Origin of the sequence: Halomonas alkaliantarctica (genome assembly GCF_029854215.1) — a bacterium.
Taxonomy (GTDB): domain Bacteria; phylum Pseudomonadota; class Gammaproteobacteria; order Pseudomonadales; family Halomonadaceae; genus Vreelandella; species Vreelandella alkaliantarctica_A.
On record NZ_CP122961.1, the window covers coordinates 3,997,344 to 4,015,295 of the forward strand.

Below are 17,952 nucleotides of genomic sequence, written 5' to 3' on the forward strand. Positions count from 1 at the left end.
CACGTAGCAGTTAAAAAGCGTTGGCGCCTCAAACATCTAAAAGCAGCCAATGAGCCTACCTTTATTAAACAGGAATTTGAATGAAATGACTTTTTTACCTCACTTCATTGACGGCTCCACCTACAAGCACACTCTAGGGAAAATAGTCTGTGTCGGTAGAAATTATGCTGAGCATGCCAGAGAGTTGAAAAATCCTGTGCCCAGCGAGCCCATTTTATTTATTAAACCCTCAACGTCAGCTACCTCCATTGAGAAAAGTATCAAAGTACCCTTTTCACGTGGAGATGTGCATTTTGAAACCGAGCTGGCCCTGCTAATCGGCAGGCCTCTCCAGGAGGCTTCGCCTAGACAAGCAGAACAAGCAATTGTTGGTCTCGGTTTGGCGCTAGATCTTACGCTTCGAGAACTCCAGTCCAGCTTAAAAGAAAAGGGGCACCCTTGGGAAATTGCCAAGGGCTTTGACGGAGCATGCCCACTATCACCATTTATCAAACTCGACCGTGTCCCGAACTGGGAAGATATGAACTTTAGCTTGGAAATAGATGGCGTGCTTCGTCAACAAGGCAACACCGCTGAAATGCTATTTCCTGTGCCACATTTGCTGGCAGAGATGAGCCGCCAATTCACACTGGAGCCCGGCGACATCGTTCTAACAGGCACTCCGGCTGGAGTTGGCGTGCTCAAACTAGGCTCCCTATTGCGATTTCAACTGGGAGAAGAGCTCATCATTACGTCTGAGGTTGCAGCGAACTAAGCTGTAGCGAATATCCTGAGGCTGCCCTAGAAGCCGCTACTCGCAGTCATCTTTTAGCTTTACCCAGCACGCTACCTAAATTTGCATCACAAAATTCGGGGAGCCTCATACAGCCTCGTGCCTACTGTTCAGGCGCCACGACTGAAGCTAACCAACATGATTGCACTTTTGTCCCCTATCGATAATCTAGACGCAGCTTACCTATACTTTTTTGAGTCCTTAAAAGAATATGGCTTTGAAGGCGAAATCGCGCCCGATTACGCCAACCGCACGGTACTGGCGACGGATAACTCGATCTACCAGCGTCTCCCCCAAGCGGCAATCTATCCCAAGCATGCCGAAGACCTAGAGCGCCTTACCCGGCTGGCCGCGCAAACCACTCACAGAAGCATTGTATTAACGCCCAGAGGCGGCGGCACCGGCACCAACGGCCAGTCACTCACCGACGGTATCGTGGTGGATGTCTCCCGCCACATGAACAAGATCATTGAGATTGACGTGGAAGCTCGGCGGGTGCGCGTCCAGGCAGGCGTGGTGAAGGATCAATTAAACGCGGCGCTCAAGCCCCATGGGCTGTTTTTCGCTCCGGAGCTTTCGACCTCTAATCGCGCCACTATAGGCGGCATGATCTCTACCGATGCCAGCGGCCAGGGCAGCTGCGAATACGGTAAAACCCGCGACCATGTGTTAGAGCTCGATACGATTCTGATCGGTGGAAAGCACCTGCAAAGCCGCGTGTTAACACAAGATGAAGAGCAGGCTGAGTGCCAGCAGGAAGGCATTCTGGGCCGCGTTCATACCACCGCTGCCGAGATTATTGACCAACAGCGCGACTTGATTGCAGCCAAGTTCCCGCCGCTCAACCGCTGCTTAACCGGCTACGATTTGGCTCACCTGCGCGACGACGAGGGGCAGCTCAACCTCAACAGCCTGCTGTGCGGCTCGGAAGGCTCGCTGGGCTTTTTAAACGAAGCCGTCCTCAATGTATTGCCGATTCCCAAGCACGCCACCCTGGTCAACGTTCGCTATACCAGCTTTATGGATGCGTTGCGGGATGCAAAGGCATTAATGACTGCCAGCGCGAAGCCTACCTCGATTGAGACCATCGACGACAGCGTGCTGCAACTGGCCATGGAGGACTTTGTCTGGGACAGCGTGGCGGAGTTCTTCCCGGCGACCGCTAACACGGCGATTCGCGGCATTAACCTGATCGAATTTAATGACGACGATGAGAGCGCCCTCACCGAACGGGTACGCGCCTTCACCGAGCATCTAAGCCAAGATACCACCGTCGAACGCCTGGGCTACACCCTGGCCGAGGGGCGCAGTCAGATCCAGAAAGTCTACGGAATGCGCAAGCGCTCGGTGGGTTTGCTCGGCAATGTGCAGGGCGAGAAACGGCCGATTCCGTTTGTCGAAGATACCGCCGTACCGCCGGAGCACTTGGCCGAGTTTATCGCCGAGTTTCGCGCCGCGCTGGATGCCCGAGGGCTCTCTTACGGGATGTTTGGCCATGTAGACGCTGGTGTACTGCACGTGCGCCCCGCCATCGATATGAAGGATCCCGAGCAGGAAAAACTGATACGTGCGGTGTCCGATGAAGTGGCGGCGCTGACCCAGAAATATGGCGGTCTGCTGTGGGGCGAACACGGCAAGGGCGTACGCTCCGAATATTCGCCTACGTTCTTTGGCGAACTCTATCCCAGCCTACAGCGGGTAAAAGCGGCTTTTGACCCCTATAACCAGCTTAACCCCGGCAAAATAGCTTCACCTGCCGAAAACGGCGAACTAATCGCCAAAGATAGCGACCCCGATTTGTTGAAGGTCGATGGTGTGCCCATGCGCGGCCAGTTTGATCGCACCATCGATGAGCGTGCCTGGCAGGCCTACGACGCCGCGGTGTACTGCAACGGTAACGGCGCCTGCTACAACTATGACCTTGATGACCCCATGTGCCCATCGTGGAAAGCGACGCGGGATCGCCGCCACTCGCCCAAAGGCCGCGCCAGCCTGATCCGCGAGTGGCTACGCCTGCAGTCCAAAGCGGGCATCGACGTGGTGGAAGAGTCACGCAAGAAGAAAGCCGAAGGTGGCTGGGGCTTTATTAAACGCTTTCCGCTGCGGGTGGCGAACACCCTAAGCCGCAAGCAGCACCACGACTACTCCCACGACGTTTATGACGCCATGGCGGGCTGTTTGGCGTGTAAGTCCTGCGCGGGACAGTGCCCGGTTAAGGTCAACGTCCCTCAGTTCCGTTCACAGTTTTTGGAGGTCTACCACGGCCGCTACCTGCGCCCGCTGCGCGACTACGTGATTGGCGGAACTGAATTTATGCTTCCCACTCTGGCCAAGGCTGCGCCACTGTATAACGCCGTGATTGGCCAGCGCTGGGTAGAGCAACTGATGCGTCGCACACTGGGCATGAGCGACTCCCCGGCGCTTTCGCGGGCCAGCGTTAAAAAGCAGCTCAACGCCTGGGGCGTCGCCGAAGCAACGCCGCTCTCACTGGCCCTGTTAACCGAACAGCAGCGCGCCAATAGCGTGATTATTGTCCAGGACGCCTTTACCACCCACTTTGAAGCCAAGCTGGTCATGGACGTGGTAGAGCTACTCTCGCGTCTCAATCTACGCGTGTTCGTGATGCCCTATTCGGCGAACGGTAAACCACTCCAGGTTCAGGGCTTCTTGGGCGCCTTCGAGCGCACCGCCGCCAAGCAGGCCGAACGGCTACGCACGTTGGCCCGCTTTGATATCCCCATGGTGGGCATCGACCCGGCGATGACGCTCACCTATCGCCAGGAGTACGTCAAAGCGCTAGGCGATGAGGCGGTGCCGGAGGTGCTGATGCTACAGGAGTGGCTGGCGACCCGGATAAACACGCTTGCGCCCAACCAGCTTAAGCTAACCGACCCAGGTTTTAAGCTGCTCTCCCACTGCACCGAGAAAACCAACGCGCCGGGCAGTCCCAAAGCGTGGCAGCAGGTGTTTGCGGCGTTTGGGTTGGAGCTTGAGCTAGTGGCCACCGGCTGCTGCGGTATGTCCGGCACCTACGGCCACGAAACCCGCAACGCCGCTACGTCAAAAACGATCTATGCCCAGTCGTGGCAGCCCCAAGTGGAAGCCAAAAACAACGCAGGCAAGTTGCTAGCCACGGGCTATTCCTGCCGCAGTCAGGTAAAGCGCTATTCAGCGAAAGGGGTTCTTCATCCGCTGCAAGCCTTGCTGAACTCACTCAAACACTACACCTAGAACGATACAGAGGAACCTGCAGTTTCGGAGGTTAGAGTGGTGAGATTACGCCATGGTGAACAACGGGTTGACCAAACCACTTCTGTAACGGCTCTCGCTTCTGAATACATTGCCACCCGCTAAACCGAAGGCCTCGTTTAGAACGATTAAAACTGAGCTGTAATGATACGAAAAAACGCAATACAGCATCACAACAATCGAAAATTAGGAGTTTGAATTATGTGTGCCGCAAATAACAATCAAGAAAAGCCAGCCAATCTTTTAACAAATACCCACCAAACGTGCCCTCGACTAGCCTCTATTTTGAACTTACATGAGTTTGAAAAGGCTGCTAAGCGACATTTACCCCACTCAATCTTTTCGTATATTGCCAATACGGCAGAGGATGGGAGAACAGCACGGTCTAACGCCACGTCCTTTGAGAAGCTTGAATTTATCCCCCGCGCGTTGGTGAATGTAACAAACGTTTCTCAGAAAACGTCCATATTAGGTACAACTTACGAAGCTCCCTTTGGTATTGCACCAATGGGGCTAGCTGCGCTATCAGCCTATCGTGGAGACTTGGTAATGGCGAGTGCAGCAGAACAGGCTGGCATTCCTATGATCATGAGTGGATCATCCTTGATACGAATGGAAACACTCGCTCAGCAATCACCAGCTACATGGTTCCAGGCATATCTGCCAGCAGGACGGGAGGCCATCAAAGCGCTCGTCGAACGCGTTCGAGAAGCAGGCTTTAATCATTTAGTGATTACGGTAGATGTACCAGTGGCAACCAATCCCGATAACAACCGACGAGCCGGTTTTTCATCACCGCTTCGACCTAGCATCAAGCTAGCATGGGATGGCCTAACTCATCCACGCTGGTTTTTTTCGACATTTTTTCGAACTATTGCCAAACATGGATTGCCCCATTTTGAGAACAATTACGCCAGTCGTGGAGCTCCCATTTTTTCTGCCAGTGTCAATCGTGATATTTCAGATCGAGGAGGGTTAGATTGGGAAGACCTTGCTTACATACGTGAACTTTGGACGGGCAATCTCACCCTCAAAGGGGTTTTAAACGTTGATGATGCAGTGCGTGCCTATAAAGTTGGTGTTGACGCTTTGATAGTGTCAAACCATGGCGGACGCCAGTTAGATGGAGCGGTATCCCCTTTAACGGTGCTGCCGTCTATTGTGAATGCCGTAGGTGATATTCCCGTGATGATAGACAGTGGCTTTCGTCGCGGCACAGACGTTTTAAAAGCGTTGGCGTTAGGCGCTAGCTTCGTTTTTATTGGAAGGCCATTTGGGTATGCTGCTGCCGTGGCGGGTGAAGAAGGCGTCAAACATGCAGCCACTCTTTTGCGAAATGAAATAGCGAGGGATATGGCATTGCTGGGCATTACGGATCTAAAGCAGCTGAATACTAGTTTTATTTATAACCAGCCTAACACTCAACGGTAAAAACAAGTCAACACGGGGCAAGGGCAGTCTCAATGACCAAGTGCAACACCTAACCGATAAGGTAGGGTATTGCCATGACTCACTGTTATCGCCATCTTTCTGCTGCAGACCGAGCCGCCATCATGCTGATGCGGACTAACTACTCGATTCACGCTATCGCTCGTCAGTTGGAGCGTGCGCCCAGTACTATTTCACGAGAACTGGTGCGTCATACTGTTAGACCTGACAGAGCGTATGACGCTAGTCTAGCTGGACACCGAGCCCGACTGAGCCGCTGTCGGCCTCTTCGTTGCCAGAAGCTGCCTCTCGATGGTGAGCTGTTCGAACTGGTGGTCTAGCTGCTGCGCAAGTACTGGTCGCCAGAGCAATTGCACGCACACTGAAGCGTATGTTTCCTGATAACACTGACCGCCACGTCTCGCACGAAGCCATCTACAATACGCTCTACCTCATGCCGCGCGGCTCGCTCAAGAAGGAGCCGATTGCCTGTTTGCGCCAGGGTAAAGGTAAACAACGCCCTCGCAGCCGTGGCAAGGATAGGCGGCAACAGATTCCAGACTTGGTCAGCATCCATCTGCGCCCGCCTGAGACCGAAGGCCGCCTAATGCCTGGCCATTGGGAGGGAGACCTCATCATCGGTACCAACAACCGCTCTGCCGTCGGTACGTTAGTAGAGCGAACCAAACGGTTAGTGATCCTGGCGAAAGTGGATGGCACAACGGCCACAGCAGCGGCCGTCGGCTTCAGCGACAAGCTCAATAAGGTGCCGCGCTCACTGCTGCCTGTCCATGACCTATGACCAGGGCAAAGAGATGATGAAGCATGCCGAGATCACCCAGAAGACGGGTACCGCGATCTACTTTGCCGACACGCATAGTCCATGGCAGCGGGGTTCCAATGAAAACACCAACGGGCTGTTGAGACAGTACCTGCCGAAGGGCACGGATCTGTTGGTCTATAGCCAGGAAGAACTCGACGAGATCGCCGACTCACTCAATACACGGCCGCGCAACACACTGGACTGGCGCACGCCGTTAGAAGTCTACACTGAGGTACTTAAGAAATCCGTCGCCTGTCCGAGCACTATTCAATAGCGTTGCACTTGGAACTTGAGGCCACCGGAAAATATTATTCATAATTTCAATACTCCTATACCTAAGATAGCTTTTAAATATTCATCAATATCTAAAGTATTAAAATCTATATCTACGTTAATCTTAATCGCAACTAAAAAAACTTTCAGCGATATATTTATATGCAATTCAATCACTTTTAGGAATGCACTTTGGCATTCTCTATTTATAAAGCGTCGCTATCGCGATCCGGTAGCAAGTGAATTTTATCCTGATTAATAGGTTGCTTCATCACATGGGACTTAATATGAGGCTTTACCACTCCAACAAAAATGGCCCCAGAGAAGGGGCCATTTGTGTTGATTTAACTCACCGGATAATCAAATTAGCTATTATGCGACGAGTAGAGCGCACGAATTTTCAGCGTGTGATCTACCTCACGCAACGCTTCCAGCGCTTGGGGGCCGTAGGCTTTATCGACATCGATGACTACATAGCCGACTTTCTCGTTGGTCTGCAGGTACTGACCCGAGATATTGATGTCGTTTTCAGACAGCACGCGGTTAATCTGCGACAGCACGCCAGGCACATTTTCGTGAATATGCAGCAAACGGTGCTTGTCCGGGTGGGCGGGCAGCGCCACTTCGGGGAAGTTGACCGAGGTCACAGTGGTACCGTTATCGGAGTAAGTGATCAGTTTTTCTGACACTTCGATACCGATGTTCTCCTGGGCTTCCAGGGTAGAGCCACCGATATGCGGGGTCAGAATCACGTTTTCCAGACCGCGTAGCGGGCTCTCAAACTCTTCTTCATTGCCTTTCGGCTCTACCGGGAAGACGTCAATCGCCGCACCGTTGAGATTGCCCGCTTTCAGCGCTTCGGCAAGCGGCTCGATTTCAACGACGCTACCGCGGGAGGCGTTAATAAAGATCGCGCCCGGTTTCATGGCGGCGATCTCTTTCGCGCCGATCATCCAGCGGGTAGAGGCTAGGTCAGGCACGTGCAGGCTGATCACATCAGAGCGGCCCAGGAGTTCTTCAAGGTTTGCCACCTGGCTTGCATTACCCATACCCAGCTTGGTGATAACATCATAGTAAATGACGTTAAAGCCGAGCGATTCGGCCAGCACCGAAAGCTGCGCACCGATGCTGCCATAGCCAACGATACCCAGCGTTTTACCGCGCGCTTCGTGGGAGTTCTTCGCTGACTTGAGCCAGCCACCCTGGTGAGCGCGGGCGTTTTTCTCGGGGATACCGCGCAGTAGCATAATCGCTTCTGCCAGCACCAGCTCGGCCACCGAACGGGTATTGGAGTACGGCGCGTTAAATACCGCGATACCGCGGGTAAGGGCAGCGGTTAAATCGACCTGATTGGTGCCGATACAGAAACAGCCAACGCCAACCAGCTTCTCCGCTGCTTCGAACACGCGCTCAGTCAGTTGAGTGCGGGAACGAATACCGATGAAGTGAACATCACGAATCTTTTCGATCAGCGCTTCTTCATCAAGCGATGTGGGCAGATGCTCGATATTTTCATAACCGGCGTTGTGAAAATTGTCCACCGCACTTTGGTGGACGCCCTCGAGTAGCAGGATCTTGATCTTGCTCTTGTCCAGGGACGTTTTGGCCATGGCTGAATCAACCTCTATGGTCGGCGGCATGCGCCGTGTATCGGTTCACGGGAGGCGCATATCGTAGCACAGCACGCCTCGTTCGGGCCGGGTGTGAATGATGAAAAGTCTGCGTGGTGACGATGAATGGATCGCAAGTCGCGCAACAAGCTGTACTGAAGAGGGCAGACGCCGCCCCCCAGCCTCGGTGTATACTGTGGGCTTATTTCAGCTTAGTTTAAAAACATACCGGTTTGCAGGCACCCCCCAATGAGCGACACGACATCACCCCCGCAGGACTTTGCCGCGACGGTTGAGCAACTCGAAACCATCGTTGAACGTCTAGAGTCAGGCGAGCTCTCATTGGAAGATGCACTGACCGCGTTTGAACAAGGCGTGCGGCTGACCCGCGATGCCCAGCAGCGCCTGGATAGCGCCGAACTCAAGGTTCGGGCGCTGAGTGAAGACAGCGAAGGACGTTTAAACGTAACGCCCTTCGCTGGCCCCGACGACCCCAAGGATGCGGCCGAGGATGACAGCAAGGAGACGCCCCCATGGTAGCCATGCAGCCTAACCAGCTTGCCACCGTGCGCCAGTCCAGCAATGCCCGCGTGGACGCCACGCTAGCCGCTCTGTTTGATAGCCGCCCTGCAGTAGCACCTCGGCTTGAGGCCGCTATGCGCCATGGCCTGCTGGCTGGCGGCAAACGCCTGCGCCCGCTGCTGGTGTATATGGCTGGCCACGCGCTAGGGGCAAAAGACGATGCCCTGGATGCGCCCGCCGCAGCGATTGAGTTAATCCACGCTTACTCATTGATCCATGATGATCTACCGGCCATGGATGACGACGACCTTCGCCGTGGTCAGCCTACTGTGCATAAAGCCTTTGATGAAGCGAGTGCGATTCTGGCCGGAGATGCCCTGCAGGCGCTGGCCTTCGAAGTGCTGGCCAGCAATGCACATCCGCGACTGGGCCATTTGGTGCACACCCTGGCCTCCGCCTCTGGACGTGATGGCATGGTGGCGGGGCAGGCGCTGGATTTAGACGCCGTCGGAGGCCACCCGGATGTGGATGCCCTGGCCCATATGCACGCCCATAAAACTGGCGCCCTCATTGTCGCCGCTGTGCGCTTGGGGGGACTGGTAGCCGTTGAAGACACAGACCCTCGCTTAACGGCGCTTACTCGCTACGCCCGCGCCATTGGTCTAGCCTTTCAGGTTCACGACGATATCCTGGATGTGACCGGCGACACCGTTACCCTAGGCAAAACGTCAGGCGCCGATGCCGCACGAGCCAAGCCCACCTACCCCAGCCTGCTGGGGTTAGAGGGCGCTCAACGCAAAGCGCACAGCCTGATCGACGAGGCCATTGCCGCGCTCGCCCCACTGGGCGAACGTGCTGCACCGCTGGCCGACTTAGCCCACTATATGATCGAGCGCGACCACTAAAGATGCCCATGAAGCTGTTCGACGAAATCCCACGCGAGCGCCCCACGACGCCGCTGCTCGACTCCTTTGACCACCCCGCCGCGCTGCAGGCCATGAACGCCACCCAGCTCGCCCAACTGGCCGACGAGCTACGCGCTTACCTGCTCTATAGCGTGGGCGTTTCCGGCGGCCACTTTGGCGCCGGGCTCGGTGTGGTCGAGTTGAGCGTTGCCCTGCACCACGCCTTTAATACGCCACACGACCGCTTAGTCTGGGACGTTGGCCACCAGGCTTATCCGCATAAGATTCTCACCGGCCGCCGCGAGACGATGCTCAGTATTCGCCAGCATGGCGGCTTGGCAGCGTTCCCGCGCCGCGCCGAGTCCGAGTACGACACTTTCGGTGTGGGCCACTCCAGCACATCGATTTCAGCGGCGCTGGGCATGGCACTGGCAGCCAAAGCACAGGGCGATAAGCGACACGTATGTGCGATTATCGGCGACGGCGCGCTTACCGCGGGCATGGCTTTCGAAGCTTTGGCCCACGCGGGTCACGTGGATGCCAACCTGCTGGTGGTCCTCAACGACAACGAGATGTCGATTTCCGAGAACGTCGGCGGCATGGCGACCTACCTAGCCCGGGTGCTCTCCAGCAAGCCCTACCTGAAAATACGCGAAGAGAGCAAAAAAGTGCTTTCGCACCTGCCTGGCGCACTGGAACTTGCCCGGCGCACTGAAGAGCATATGAAAGGCATGGTCAGCCCCGCCACGCTGTTTGAAGAGATGGGCTTTAACTACGTAGGCCCCATCGATGGCCACGATCTCGACGCGTTAACCCATACGCTGGAAAACCTGCGCGACCTCGACGGCCCGCAGTTTTTGCATATCAAAACGGTGAAAGGCAAAGGCTTCCTCCCCGCCGAAGCGGATCAAATTGGCTACCACGCCATTACCAAGCTGGAAAAACCCAGCGCTGCGGCTCAAACCGAGGCGGCCAAAAAGCCCATCATTAAAGAGACGGCAGCGAAGAAAAAATACTGCAATGTGTTCGGCGACTGGCTATGCGATATGGCCGCTACCGATCCGCGCCTGATGGGCATTACCCCCGCCATGCGCGAAGGCTCCGATCTGATTCGCTTTTCAAAAGAGTACCCTCAGCGCTATTTCGATGTGGCGATCGCCGAGCAGCACGCGGTAACGCTCGCCGCGGGGATGGCCTGCGAAGGCATGAAGCCAGTGGTAGCGATTTACTCCACCTTTCTACAGCGCGGTTACGATCAGTTGATTCATGACGTTGCGGTACAAAATCTCGACGTCACCTTTGCCATTGACCGCGCGGGCTTAGTAGGCGAAGACGGCCCCACGCACCACGGCAGCATGGATCTCTCCTTTCTGCGCTGCGTGCCCGGCATGGTGATTATGGCCCCGGCGGATGAAGCCGAGTGCCGCGCCATGCTCAGTGCCGCCTATCATCACCCCGGTCCTGCTGCGGTGCGCTATCCCCGTGGCACCGGCCCAGGCGTAAAAATTCCTACACACCTTGAGCCGCTGACCATCGGTAAGGCCGAGGTGCGACGCCAGGCCGCCAACGACGGTGTGCGCATTGCGCTGCTCGCCTTTGGCAGCCTCAACAGCGCCGCAGCGGAAGTCGCCGAACGGCTCAATGCGACTCACATCAATATGCGCTCCATCAAACCGCTGGATCGCGATGCGCTGCTGCACGCCGCCGACGAGCACGAACTACTGGTGACCCTGGAAGAGAACGTGATTGCCGGTGGTGCGGGTAGTGCTGTGAATGAGCTACTCCACGCCGAAGGCGTTCAAGTGGAAGTGCTCAATCTTGGCCTGCCGGACGCTTTTGTAGAGCACGGCACGCCAGCTCAGCTGCTTGCCGATTGTCAGTTGGATATCGACGGCATTGAGCGCGCCATACGCGCTCGACTTCCATAAGCCATTATTTTTAAACTACTTTTGAGACCCATATGCTATTTCTAATTATTATCTTCGCCTTGATTGGTCTTGCGTTTGGTGGCCCGGTGGGTCTGCTGATTGGCGGTGGTCTGGGCTGGTGGCTAGGCAAGCGCCTTAGCCGTCGTCTGAATATCGCGCGGATGCGCATTCAGGAAGGTTTTCTGGAATCAATCTTCTCCGTAATGGGCTGCCTTTGCCAGGCCGACGGTAAAGTGACCGAAGGGGAACTGGACGTTGCCGAGAAACTGTTTGATCAGATGCACCTCCAGGGCGAACAGCGCGCCAAGGCCCGCGCCGCCTTCGAGCGTGGCCGCGCCGATGACTTCGACCTAGACGCCGAGTTGGCCACCGTTAACCGCCTTACCCAGCGCCAGCCAGTTTTACGCCAGGTGTTTATCCAAGTGCAGCTAACCGCCATAGCGGCAGACGGTGTGCTTCATACCGCTGAGCACGAGATGATCTTGCGCGTTGCTCGTGGTGTCGGCTGCAGCGATGTCGAAGTTCAACAGATCGAAGCGATGTTGCACGGCGCCGCCGCCAACTCCCAGGGCGCCAGCGAAGAGGCTCTCAAAGACGCTTACCGCGTATTAGGGGTTTCCGAAGACGCCAGCGATGCGGAGATCAAAAAAGCCTACCGCCGTCTGATGAGCCAAAACCACCCGGACAAACTGGCCGGCAAAGGCCTGCCCGAAAGCATGCGCGACATCGCCCAAGCACGCACCAGTGAAATCGGCAACGCCTACGAGCGGATTCGCGAAGCACGAGGCAGTGCTTAAGAGCGGTATATTAATCGACAGCGTCGCTAACGCCCGCTAGATTAAAGAGTCGATTTTTGTCGCCAGGAGCACGCCATGATCACGCTATACAGCTTTCCTCACTCCCGCTCGTTAAGAGCAGCATGGACGCTTGAAGAGTTAGGCCTAGAGTATCAATGCCAACATGTAGCGCTGGATAAAGGCGAGGGGCAAACCGCCGAACACTTGGCGCGTCACCCTGACGGCAAGGTGCCGGTGATTGAGGATGGGGAAGTAACGCTATTTGAATCGGCGCCGATTTGTCGTTACCTAGCGGAGCAGTATGGCGATGGTACGCTGCTACCCAGCGACCTTGCCGCTCGCGCTCAGGTTGACCAGTGGCTCAGCTTTATTGTCACCGAACTTGAGCAGCCACTGTGGAATCAAGCCAAGCATAAGTTTGCCCTGCCCACAGACAAACGCGTTCCCGCTATTTTGCCAGTCTGCGCCTGGGAGTTTCAGCGCGCGCTCAGCGCGCTAGAGCGTCGCTACAACGGACAAGAGAACTTGGTAGGTAATACCTTTACCCTGGCGGATCTGTTTTTAACCCATACCTTGTCCTGGGCGATCAGCATGAAGCACCGCTTACCCGAACCGCTGATGGCCTATCGCGAACGCCACACCCAGCGCGCCGCGATGGCTAGAGCAATCGAAAAAGAGCAAACTGCCGCAGAAAGCTAATCAAGGCCAAAGACATTTAAACGCTTTCAAAACCGTTGCTGATAGCGCGTGGCAACGGTCTTAGCTGATGCGAACCCCGGCTAGACGCCTCTAAAAACCAAGCTCATCAAGCAAATCATCTACCTGATCCTGTCCCGACACCGCGTCAACCTTGCTGCCGCCTACCTGGGGACCATTGCGCAGCTTGGCATGTTCATCGCGGTTATCTTCAATCTTAATACCATCGGTGACGTTAGGCACATTATCCACTAACACCTGAACAAGCTGCTCTTCGATGAGCTTGATGACTTCCATCATTTTCTTAATCACCTGACCGGTGAGATCTTGGAAGTCTTGGGCCATCATGATTTCAAGCAGCTCTTTTTGCGTAGCCCCGGTTGCAGTGGGAAGCTTACTACTCAAAAAGTCCTGCGTATCCTCGACGAGATTAGGATCACCTTCTACCGCCGCGAGCTTAGCTGCCGCTGCCTCCCAGCGTTTATTAAGCGCAGCGCCTTCTTCCTCAAGGTTGTCTTGCACGGGTTGCGCACGTTCAACGGCATTCAAGGCCCGTTCTGCGGCCTGCTCCGTCATTGAGGCAACATAGTTGAGCCGGTCATTGGCATCCGGTATCGCTTGCGCCGCCTGGCTAATCTGCTGGTCTAAGCCCAGTTCTTTCATGCTGTCCCGCAGCAGGCGCGTTAAGTGGCCTATGCGATGCACCATCTCATCAGTACTGTCTTTTTTGCCCAGTACCGACGGCATGGTCGTGTCGTGGGCGTTGTTAACAGTGCTCATGACAATCCTCTTGTTGGAAAAGCTTGTTGAGTGTTGCTTTGGGTCTGGCGATAGACATCACTATACGAACCCACTGTGTTTTTCAGACTGTTAGGCGTTCAATACATCCAGTTTGTATCTAAACTGATACTACTGTCGGCTCAATAGGCCAAAACTTAAGTTTAACGTTTAGTCTACAGAGGGAATCAGTGAGTTACAGGTATTTTTCATCCCTTTAAAAGCCATCTAATTGGCATGCGGGTTCACGCGGGCAATGACCCGAAGTCGAGCAATTACTCCTTAAACAGCCGGGACGTGCGGAAGAACGGCGCTATAAACGGCAAAATAGTGACAAACGCTTCCGGCGATCACAAACAGATGCCAGATTGCGTGGTTGTAGGGTATAGAGCGCACGGCGTAGAAGATCACCCCTAGCGTATAGGTAATCCCTCCCGCCGCCAGCAGGAGGATGCCGGTCGTCGATAAACTCGCCGCCATCTCTCCCGACGCCAGCACGATCATCCAACCCATGAGCAGATAAATCGTCACGCGTAATATCGAAAAGCGCTGGGGCCATAGCAGTATGCAGGCAATACCCACTAGCGCCAGCGACCACACGGCGGCAAACAAAATCCAGCCCGTAGTGCCGCGCATGTTGACGAGTAAAAAAGGCGTGTAAGTACCTGCAATAAGTAGATAAATCGCGCAGTGATCAAGCAGTTGAAAGCGCTGCTTCCAGCGCCGATGCGGGATACCATGGTAAAGGGTTGAAGCGGTATACAGCAGTACTAGCGTGGTGCCGTACAGGCTAAGGCTGACAATTTTCCAAGGGTCAACATGGGCAGCGTAGCTCGCAGCCATCAGCAGTACGACCATTCCCACCAGGCTGAACACTGCCCCGATACCATGGGTAATACTGTGTAGGTACTCTTCGACAACGCTGAATTCGCCCTGCTCTTCAGGTAGCTTTTCACGTTGCTGTGTGTGCTGCTTATACTGCTCCTTTCTTACGGCGTTCATGATGGGGCGCTCCTCGCATGCCATACCCCACTCATATCACCCCTTACGCTCAATATCCACATCGCTGGCGTGGGTGAAGTCATCCAGGGCCATCATATGGCCAAGTTTGCCCGCTTTGGTTGAAAGATACTGCTCGTTATGGGGGTTCAGGCCGGTGGTGATCGGCAGGCGTTCGACGACATTCACGCCGTCGCGAGTGAGGGCATCCACCTTGCGCGGGTTGTTAGTCATTAGCCTCAACGATGTAATGCCCAAATGATTAAGCATCGGCACGCACAGGTCGTAGCGGCGCATGTCGGCGCCAAAACCGAGCTGCTCGTTGGCTTCGACCGTATCCGCACCTTGATCCTGAAGGTGATAGGCACGAATTTTGTTCAATAGGCCGATTCCCCGCCCCTCTTGACGGAGATAAAAAAGGACACCACGGCCCTCTTCAGCGATGCGTTTCAGCGCTTCCTGGAGCTGATAGCCACAGTCGCAGCGCATGGAGAATAGCGCATCACCGGTCAAGCACTCGGAGTGCACCCGCCCCAACACCGGCACATCGCCGGTCACATCACCCAACGTTAAGGCGATATGATCCTTGCCGGTGGCTTCATCTTCGAAGCCATGCATCGTAAATGTCGCCCAGGGCGTGGGCAGTTGGGAAGCGGCAATAAAGCGAATGGTCACAGGTTACCTCGCTGATTGACCAAACCAGTTAACCACACCAGTGTTGGCAAAGTGGGCCAATATTCTAACAGGAAGCGGCGCCCGCCTCACGCTGGCGAAGAAGCTAAAATTGGCTAATTAGGCGAGAAAAATTGGCCGGGTGCGACGATTTTTGCCATCGAGTACGCCGCCCTAACGGCTATCTTCAAGTACAATTGCCCTCATCCGATCCCCGGCACGGTTTCAAGTACGTCCCCAAGTACGGCTTCAAATACGATGCGGGCAAATTTCCTAAGAGCAAGTGTCTATGACCACTACACCTTTACAAAATGATCGATTCCTTCGCGCCTTGGCGCGTCAGCCCGTCGACCGCACCCCGGTGTGGATGATGCGCCAAGCAGGCCGCTACCTGCCGGAATACCGTGCCAGCCGTGCCGACGCAGGCAGCTTTATGGATCTGTGCCGCAACCATGACCTGGCCTGCGAAGTCACTATGCAGCCTTTAGAACGCTACCCGCTGGATGCCGCCATTCTGTTTTCAGATATTTTGACCATTCCCGATGCCATGGGTTTGGGGCTCTATTTTGAAACCGGCGAAGGCCCCAAATTCCGCAAAACCGTGCGCACCCAGGAAGAAGTCGCGGCACTGAGCGTGCCCGACGCCGAGCGCGACCTGGACTACGTGATGCGTGCCGTTTCCACGATTCGCCGTGAGTTGAACGGCCGCATGCCTCTGATCGGCTTTTCTGGCAGCCCCTGGACACTAGCGACCTACATGGTAGAGGGCGGTTCCAGCAAGGATTTCCGCCATCTGAAAACCATGCTCTACGATACCCCGGACACCATGCACCAGTTGCTGGATACACTGGCGCATGCGGTGACCGACTACCTGAACGCCCAAATTCGCGCGGGCGCTCAGGCGGTGCAGATTTTTGATACCTGGGGCGGCGCGCTCTCTACCCCTGCGTACCTTGAGTTCTCGCTGCGCTACATGGAGCAGATCGTCTCCGGACTGATCCGCGAGCACGATGGTCGCCGTGTACCAGTGATTCTCTTCACCAAAAACGGCGGCCAGTGGCTAGAGCATATCGCCTGCGCTGGTGCCGATGCCTTGGGTATCGACTGGTCTACCGAACTTTCTGATGCCCGCGCCCGTGTTGGTCATAAGGTCGCTTTGCAGGGCAACCTGGATCCCAACGTACTGTTTGCCCGCCCCTCGGCTATCCGTGCTGAAGTAGCTCGGGTACTAGAGAGCTACGGCCATGGTCCTGGCCACGTGTTTAACCTGGGCCACGGCATCAGCCAATTTACCAACCCCGACAACGTCAACGCCTTTATGGAGGCGCTGCACGATCTAAGCCCGCAATATCACCGCGATATTCCGACTCACGCCAATGCACAGCATTCAGGAGCCAATTGATGAGCGATTTACGTGACGACCAGTGGTTTACCGAAGTCTTTGATAGCCACGGCAGCGCTTTCTCACTGAAGATCTCTGAAAAACTCTTGGATGTGCAGAGCCAGTACCAGCATCTGGAAGTCTACGCTACCGAGACCTACGGCAACCTAATGGTGCTAGATGGCTGTGTGATGCTGACTGATCGCGATAACTTTCTCTACCACGAGATGATTGCGCATCCGGCGCTGTTTACCCATCAAGATCCTAAGCGGGTGGTGATTATCGGCGGTGGCGACTGTGGCACATTAAAAGAGGTCCTGCGCCACCCGGGTGTAGAGAAAGTTACCCAAATTGATATCGACGAAGAAGTCACCAGAGCCTCTGAGCGCTTCTTCCCTTCGTTAGTAGAAGCGAATAACGACCCTCGCGCAGAGCTGCTGTTCGCTGATGGCGTGAAGTGGGTGGACGATGCACCTGATGAGAGCATCGATGTGCTGATTATCGACTCCACCGACCCAGTTGGGCCTGCTGCAGGGCTGTTTAAAACCGATTTTCTCAAGCGCTGCCAGCGTATTTTGAAAAGCGGCGGCGTAATGGTGCAGCAGAGCGAATCACCGCTTTACCACAGCGGCTCAATAATTCGAGAACTGCGCAACGACATGTTGAAAGCCGGGTTTGACAGCGTTGCCACGCTGCCCTTCCCGCAGCCGGTTTACCCCTCAGGCTGGTGGAGCGTGACATTGGCGGGCAAAGGCTTAGACGTTAATGCGTTCCGCGAGCAGGCAGCCGCAAGCCACGACCTGCCACTTGAGTACTACAGCGTTGAAGCCCATCGTGGTGCTCTCGCCCTACCGCCGTTTATGCGCAAGGCATTTGCGGCCGAATAAACGCCCACCGATTACTCACCTTTCTGTTACCACCCACCACGACTTGCCCTATAAAGGTGCAATACGAGGTGGGCGGTAACCATATTTGCATCTAGACCTTCGTCTCGAATTCGTTGAGTAGCGTTGAAAAGCGCTGAATTAACGCCTGTACCCTTGTTGGCATCTTCCTTGCTAGGTTTAGTGACATGCTACGGCATGCACAACTATTTCAGTGACGGATTTTAATAACTTCG

Annotated in this window: 14 protein-coding genes and 1 pseudogene; 11 read left to right on the top strand and 4 right to left on the bottom strand. The window is 55.2% G+C overall.

Going from position 1 to position 17,952, the window contains the following annotated elements:
* Positions 1-85: 85 nt before the first annotated feature.
* The 4 genes and pseudogenes from QEN58_RS18325 (at position 86) to QEN58_RS18340 (ending at position 6,546) form a co-directional block, all read left to right on the top strand.
* Complete coding sequence (locus QEN58_RS18325) at positions 86-754, top strand: fumarylacetoacetate hydrolase family protein (protein ID WP_280106961.1); 669 nt, start codon at positions 86-88, stop codon at positions 752-754.
* Between the two features lie 156 nt (positions 755-910).
* A complete protein-coding gene (ydiJ, locus tag QEN58_RS18330; protein WP_280105028.1) occupies positions 911-4,003 on the top strand; it encodes a D-2-hydroxyglutarate dehydrogenase YdiJ in 3,093 nt (1,030 codons plus the stop codon).
* A 219-nt stretch (positions 4,004-4,222) separates the two neighbouring features.
* On the top strand, positions 4,223-5,452 hold the full coding sequence (locus tag QEN58_RS18335) for an alpha-hydroxy acid oxidase (protein ID WP_280105029.1): 1,230 nt from the start codon (positions 4,223-4,225) through the stop codon (positions 5,450-5,452).
* A gap of 74 nt (positions 5,453-5,526) precedes the next feature.
* A pseudogene (locus QEN58_RS18340) lies at positions 5,527-6,546 on the top strand (IS30 family transposase).
* A 364-nt stretch (positions 6,547-6,910) separates the two neighbouring features.
* Here QEN58_RS18340 and serA read toward each other — a convergent pair.
* Positions 6,911-8,155 (bottom strand): phosphoglycerate dehydrogenase, encoded by a 1,245-nt coding sequence (gene serA, locus QEN58_RS18345; protein WP_280105030.1) that lies wholly within the window; start codon positions 8,153-8,155, stop codon positions 6,911-6,913.
* Between the two features lie 249 nt (positions 8,156-8,404).
* Here serA and QEN58_RS18350 point away from each other — a divergent pair, with 249 nt between their 5' ends.
* The 5 genes from QEN58_RS18350 (at position 8,405) to QEN58_RS18370 (ending at position 13,006) form a co-directional block, all read left to right on the top strand.
* Positions 8,405-8,695, top strand: a complete 291-nt coding sequence (locus tag QEN58_RS18350; protein WP_071694619.1) for an exodeoxyribonuclease VII small subunit — start codon at positions 8,405-8,407, stop codon at positions 8,693-8,695.
* Positions 8,689-9,582: a (2E,6E)-farnesyl diphosphate synthase gene (ispA, locus tag QEN58_RS18355; RefSeq protein ID WP_280105031.1), complete on the top strand. Its 894-nt coding sequence runs from the start codon at positions 8,689-8,691 to the stop codon at positions 9,580-9,582. The genes QEN58_RS18350 and ispA overlap by 7 nt, the downstream gene beginning before the upstream one ends.
* 2 nt (positions 9,583-9,584) lie before the next feature.
* The gene (gene dxs / locus QEN58_RS18360; RefSeq protein ID WP_280105032.1) at positions 9,585-11,510 is read left to right on the top strand and encodes a 1-deoxy-D-xylulose-5-phosphate synthase; all 1,926 of its coding nucleotides are present in this window, start codon (positions 9,585-9,587) and stop codon (positions 11,508-11,510) included.
* A gap of 32 nt (positions 11,511-11,542) precedes the next feature.
* The gene (gene djlA / locus QEN58_RS18365) at positions 11,543-12,307 is read left to right on the top strand and encodes a co-chaperone DjlA (protein WP_280105033.1); all 765 of its coding nucleotides are present in this window, start codon (positions 11,543-11,545) and stop codon (positions 12,305-12,307) included.
* Positions 12,308-12,382: 75 nt separating this feature from the next.
* Complete coding sequence (locus QEN58_RS18370; protein WP_280105034.1) at positions 12,383-13,006, top strand: glutathione S-transferase family protein; 624 nt, start codon at positions 12,383-12,385, stop codon at positions 13,004-13,006.
* Positions 13,007-13,096: 90 nt separating this feature from the next.
* On the opposite strand, the gene cheZ is transcribed toward QEN58_RS18370, so the two are convergent.
* From cheZ to ribA, 3 genes are all read right to left on the bottom strand, one after another.
* Entirely contained in the window at positions 13,097-13,783 is a 687-nt protein-coding gene (cheZ, locus tag QEN58_RS18375; protein ID WP_280105035.1) for a protein phosphatase CheZ, read from the bottom strand.
* A gap of 279 nt (positions 13,784-14,062) precedes the next feature.
* Positions 14,063-14,782 carry a PAQR family membrane homeostasis protein TrhA gene (gene trhA, locus QEN58_RS18380; RefSeq protein ID WP_280105036.1) on the bottom strand — a complete coding sequence of 240 codons (720 nt, stop codon included), beginning with the start codon at positions 14,780-14,782 and terminating at the stop codon, positions 14,063-14,065.
* Positions 14,783-14,818: 36 nt separating this feature from the next.
* Positions 14,819-15,454 carry a GTP cyclohydrolase II gene (ribA, locus tag QEN58_RS18385; RefSeq protein WP_280105037.1) on the bottom strand — a complete coding sequence of 212 codons (636 nt, stop codon included), beginning with the start codon at positions 15,452-15,454 and terminating at the stop codon, positions 14,819-14,821.
* A 286-nt stretch (positions 15,455-15,740) separates the two neighbouring features.
* Between ribA and hemE the strand changes: the two genes are divergently transcribed.
* Positions 15,741-16,853, top strand: a complete 1,113-nt coding sequence (gene hemE / locus QEN58_RS18390; RefSeq protein WP_280105038.1) for a uroporphyrinogen decarboxylase — start codon at positions 15,741-15,743, stop codon at positions 16,851-16,853.
* Positions 16,853-17,719 (top strand): polyamine aminopropyltransferase, encoded by an 867-nt coding sequence (gene speE / locus QEN58_RS18395; RefSeq protein ID WP_280105039.1) that lies wholly within the window; start codon positions 16,853-16,855, stop codon positions 17,717-17,719. The genes hemE and speE overlap by 1 nt, the downstream gene beginning before the upstream one ends.
* Positions 17,720-17,952 lie beyond the last annotated feature (233 nt).

Excerpts from the sequence above, each read along its gene's own strand:
- QEN58_RS18325 (WP_280106961.1), top strand. The coding sequence starts at position 86 with ATGACTTTTTTACCTCACTTCATTGACGGCTCCACCTACAAGCACACT.
- ydiJ (WP_280105028.1), top strand. The coding sequence starts at position 911 with ATGATTGCACTTTTGTCCCCTATCGATAATCTAGACGCAGCTTACCTA.
- QEN58_RS18335 (WP_280105029.1), top strand. The coding sequence starts at position 4,223 with ATGTGTGCCGCAAATAACAATCAAGAAAAGCCAGCCAATCTTTTAACA.
- serA (WP_280105030.1), bottom strand. The coding sequence starts at position 8,155 with ATGGCCAAAACGTCCCTGGACAAGAGCAAGATCAAGATCCTGCTACTC.
- QEN58_RS18350 (WP_071694619.1), top strand. The coding sequence starts at position 8,405 with ATGAGCGACACGACATCACCCCCGCAGGACTTTGCCGCGACGGTTGAG.
- ispA (WP_280105031.1), top strand. The coding sequence starts at position 8,689 with ATGGTAGCCATGCAGCCTAACCAGCTTGCCACCGTGCGCCAGTCCAGC.
- dxs (WP_280105032.1), top strand. The coding sequence starts at position 9,585 with ATGCCCATGAAGCTGTTCGACGAAATCCCACGCGAGCGCCCCACGACG.
- djlA (WP_280105033.1), top strand. The coding sequence starts at position 11,543 with ATGCTATTTCTAATTATTATCTTCGCCTTGATTGGTCTTGCGTTTGGT.
- QEN58_RS18370 (WP_280105034.1), top strand. The coding sequence starts at position 12,383 with ATGATCACGCTATACAGCTTTCCTCACTCCCGCTCGTTAAGAGCAGCA.
- cheZ (WP_280105035.1), bottom strand. The coding sequence starts at position 13,783 with ATGAGCACTGTTAACAACGCCCACGACACGACCATGCCGTCGGTACTG.
- trhA (WP_280105036.1), bottom strand. The coding sequence starts at position 14,782 with ATGAACGCCGTAAGAAAGGAGCAGTATAAGCAGCACACACAGCAACGT.
- hemE (WP_280105038.1), top strand. The coding sequence starts at position 15,741 with ATGACCACTACACCTTTACAAAATGATCGATTCCTTCGCGCCTTGGCG.
- speE (WP_280105039.1), top strand. The coding sequence starts at position 16,853 with ATGAGCGATTTACGTGACGACCAGTGGTTTACCGAAGTCTTTGATAGC.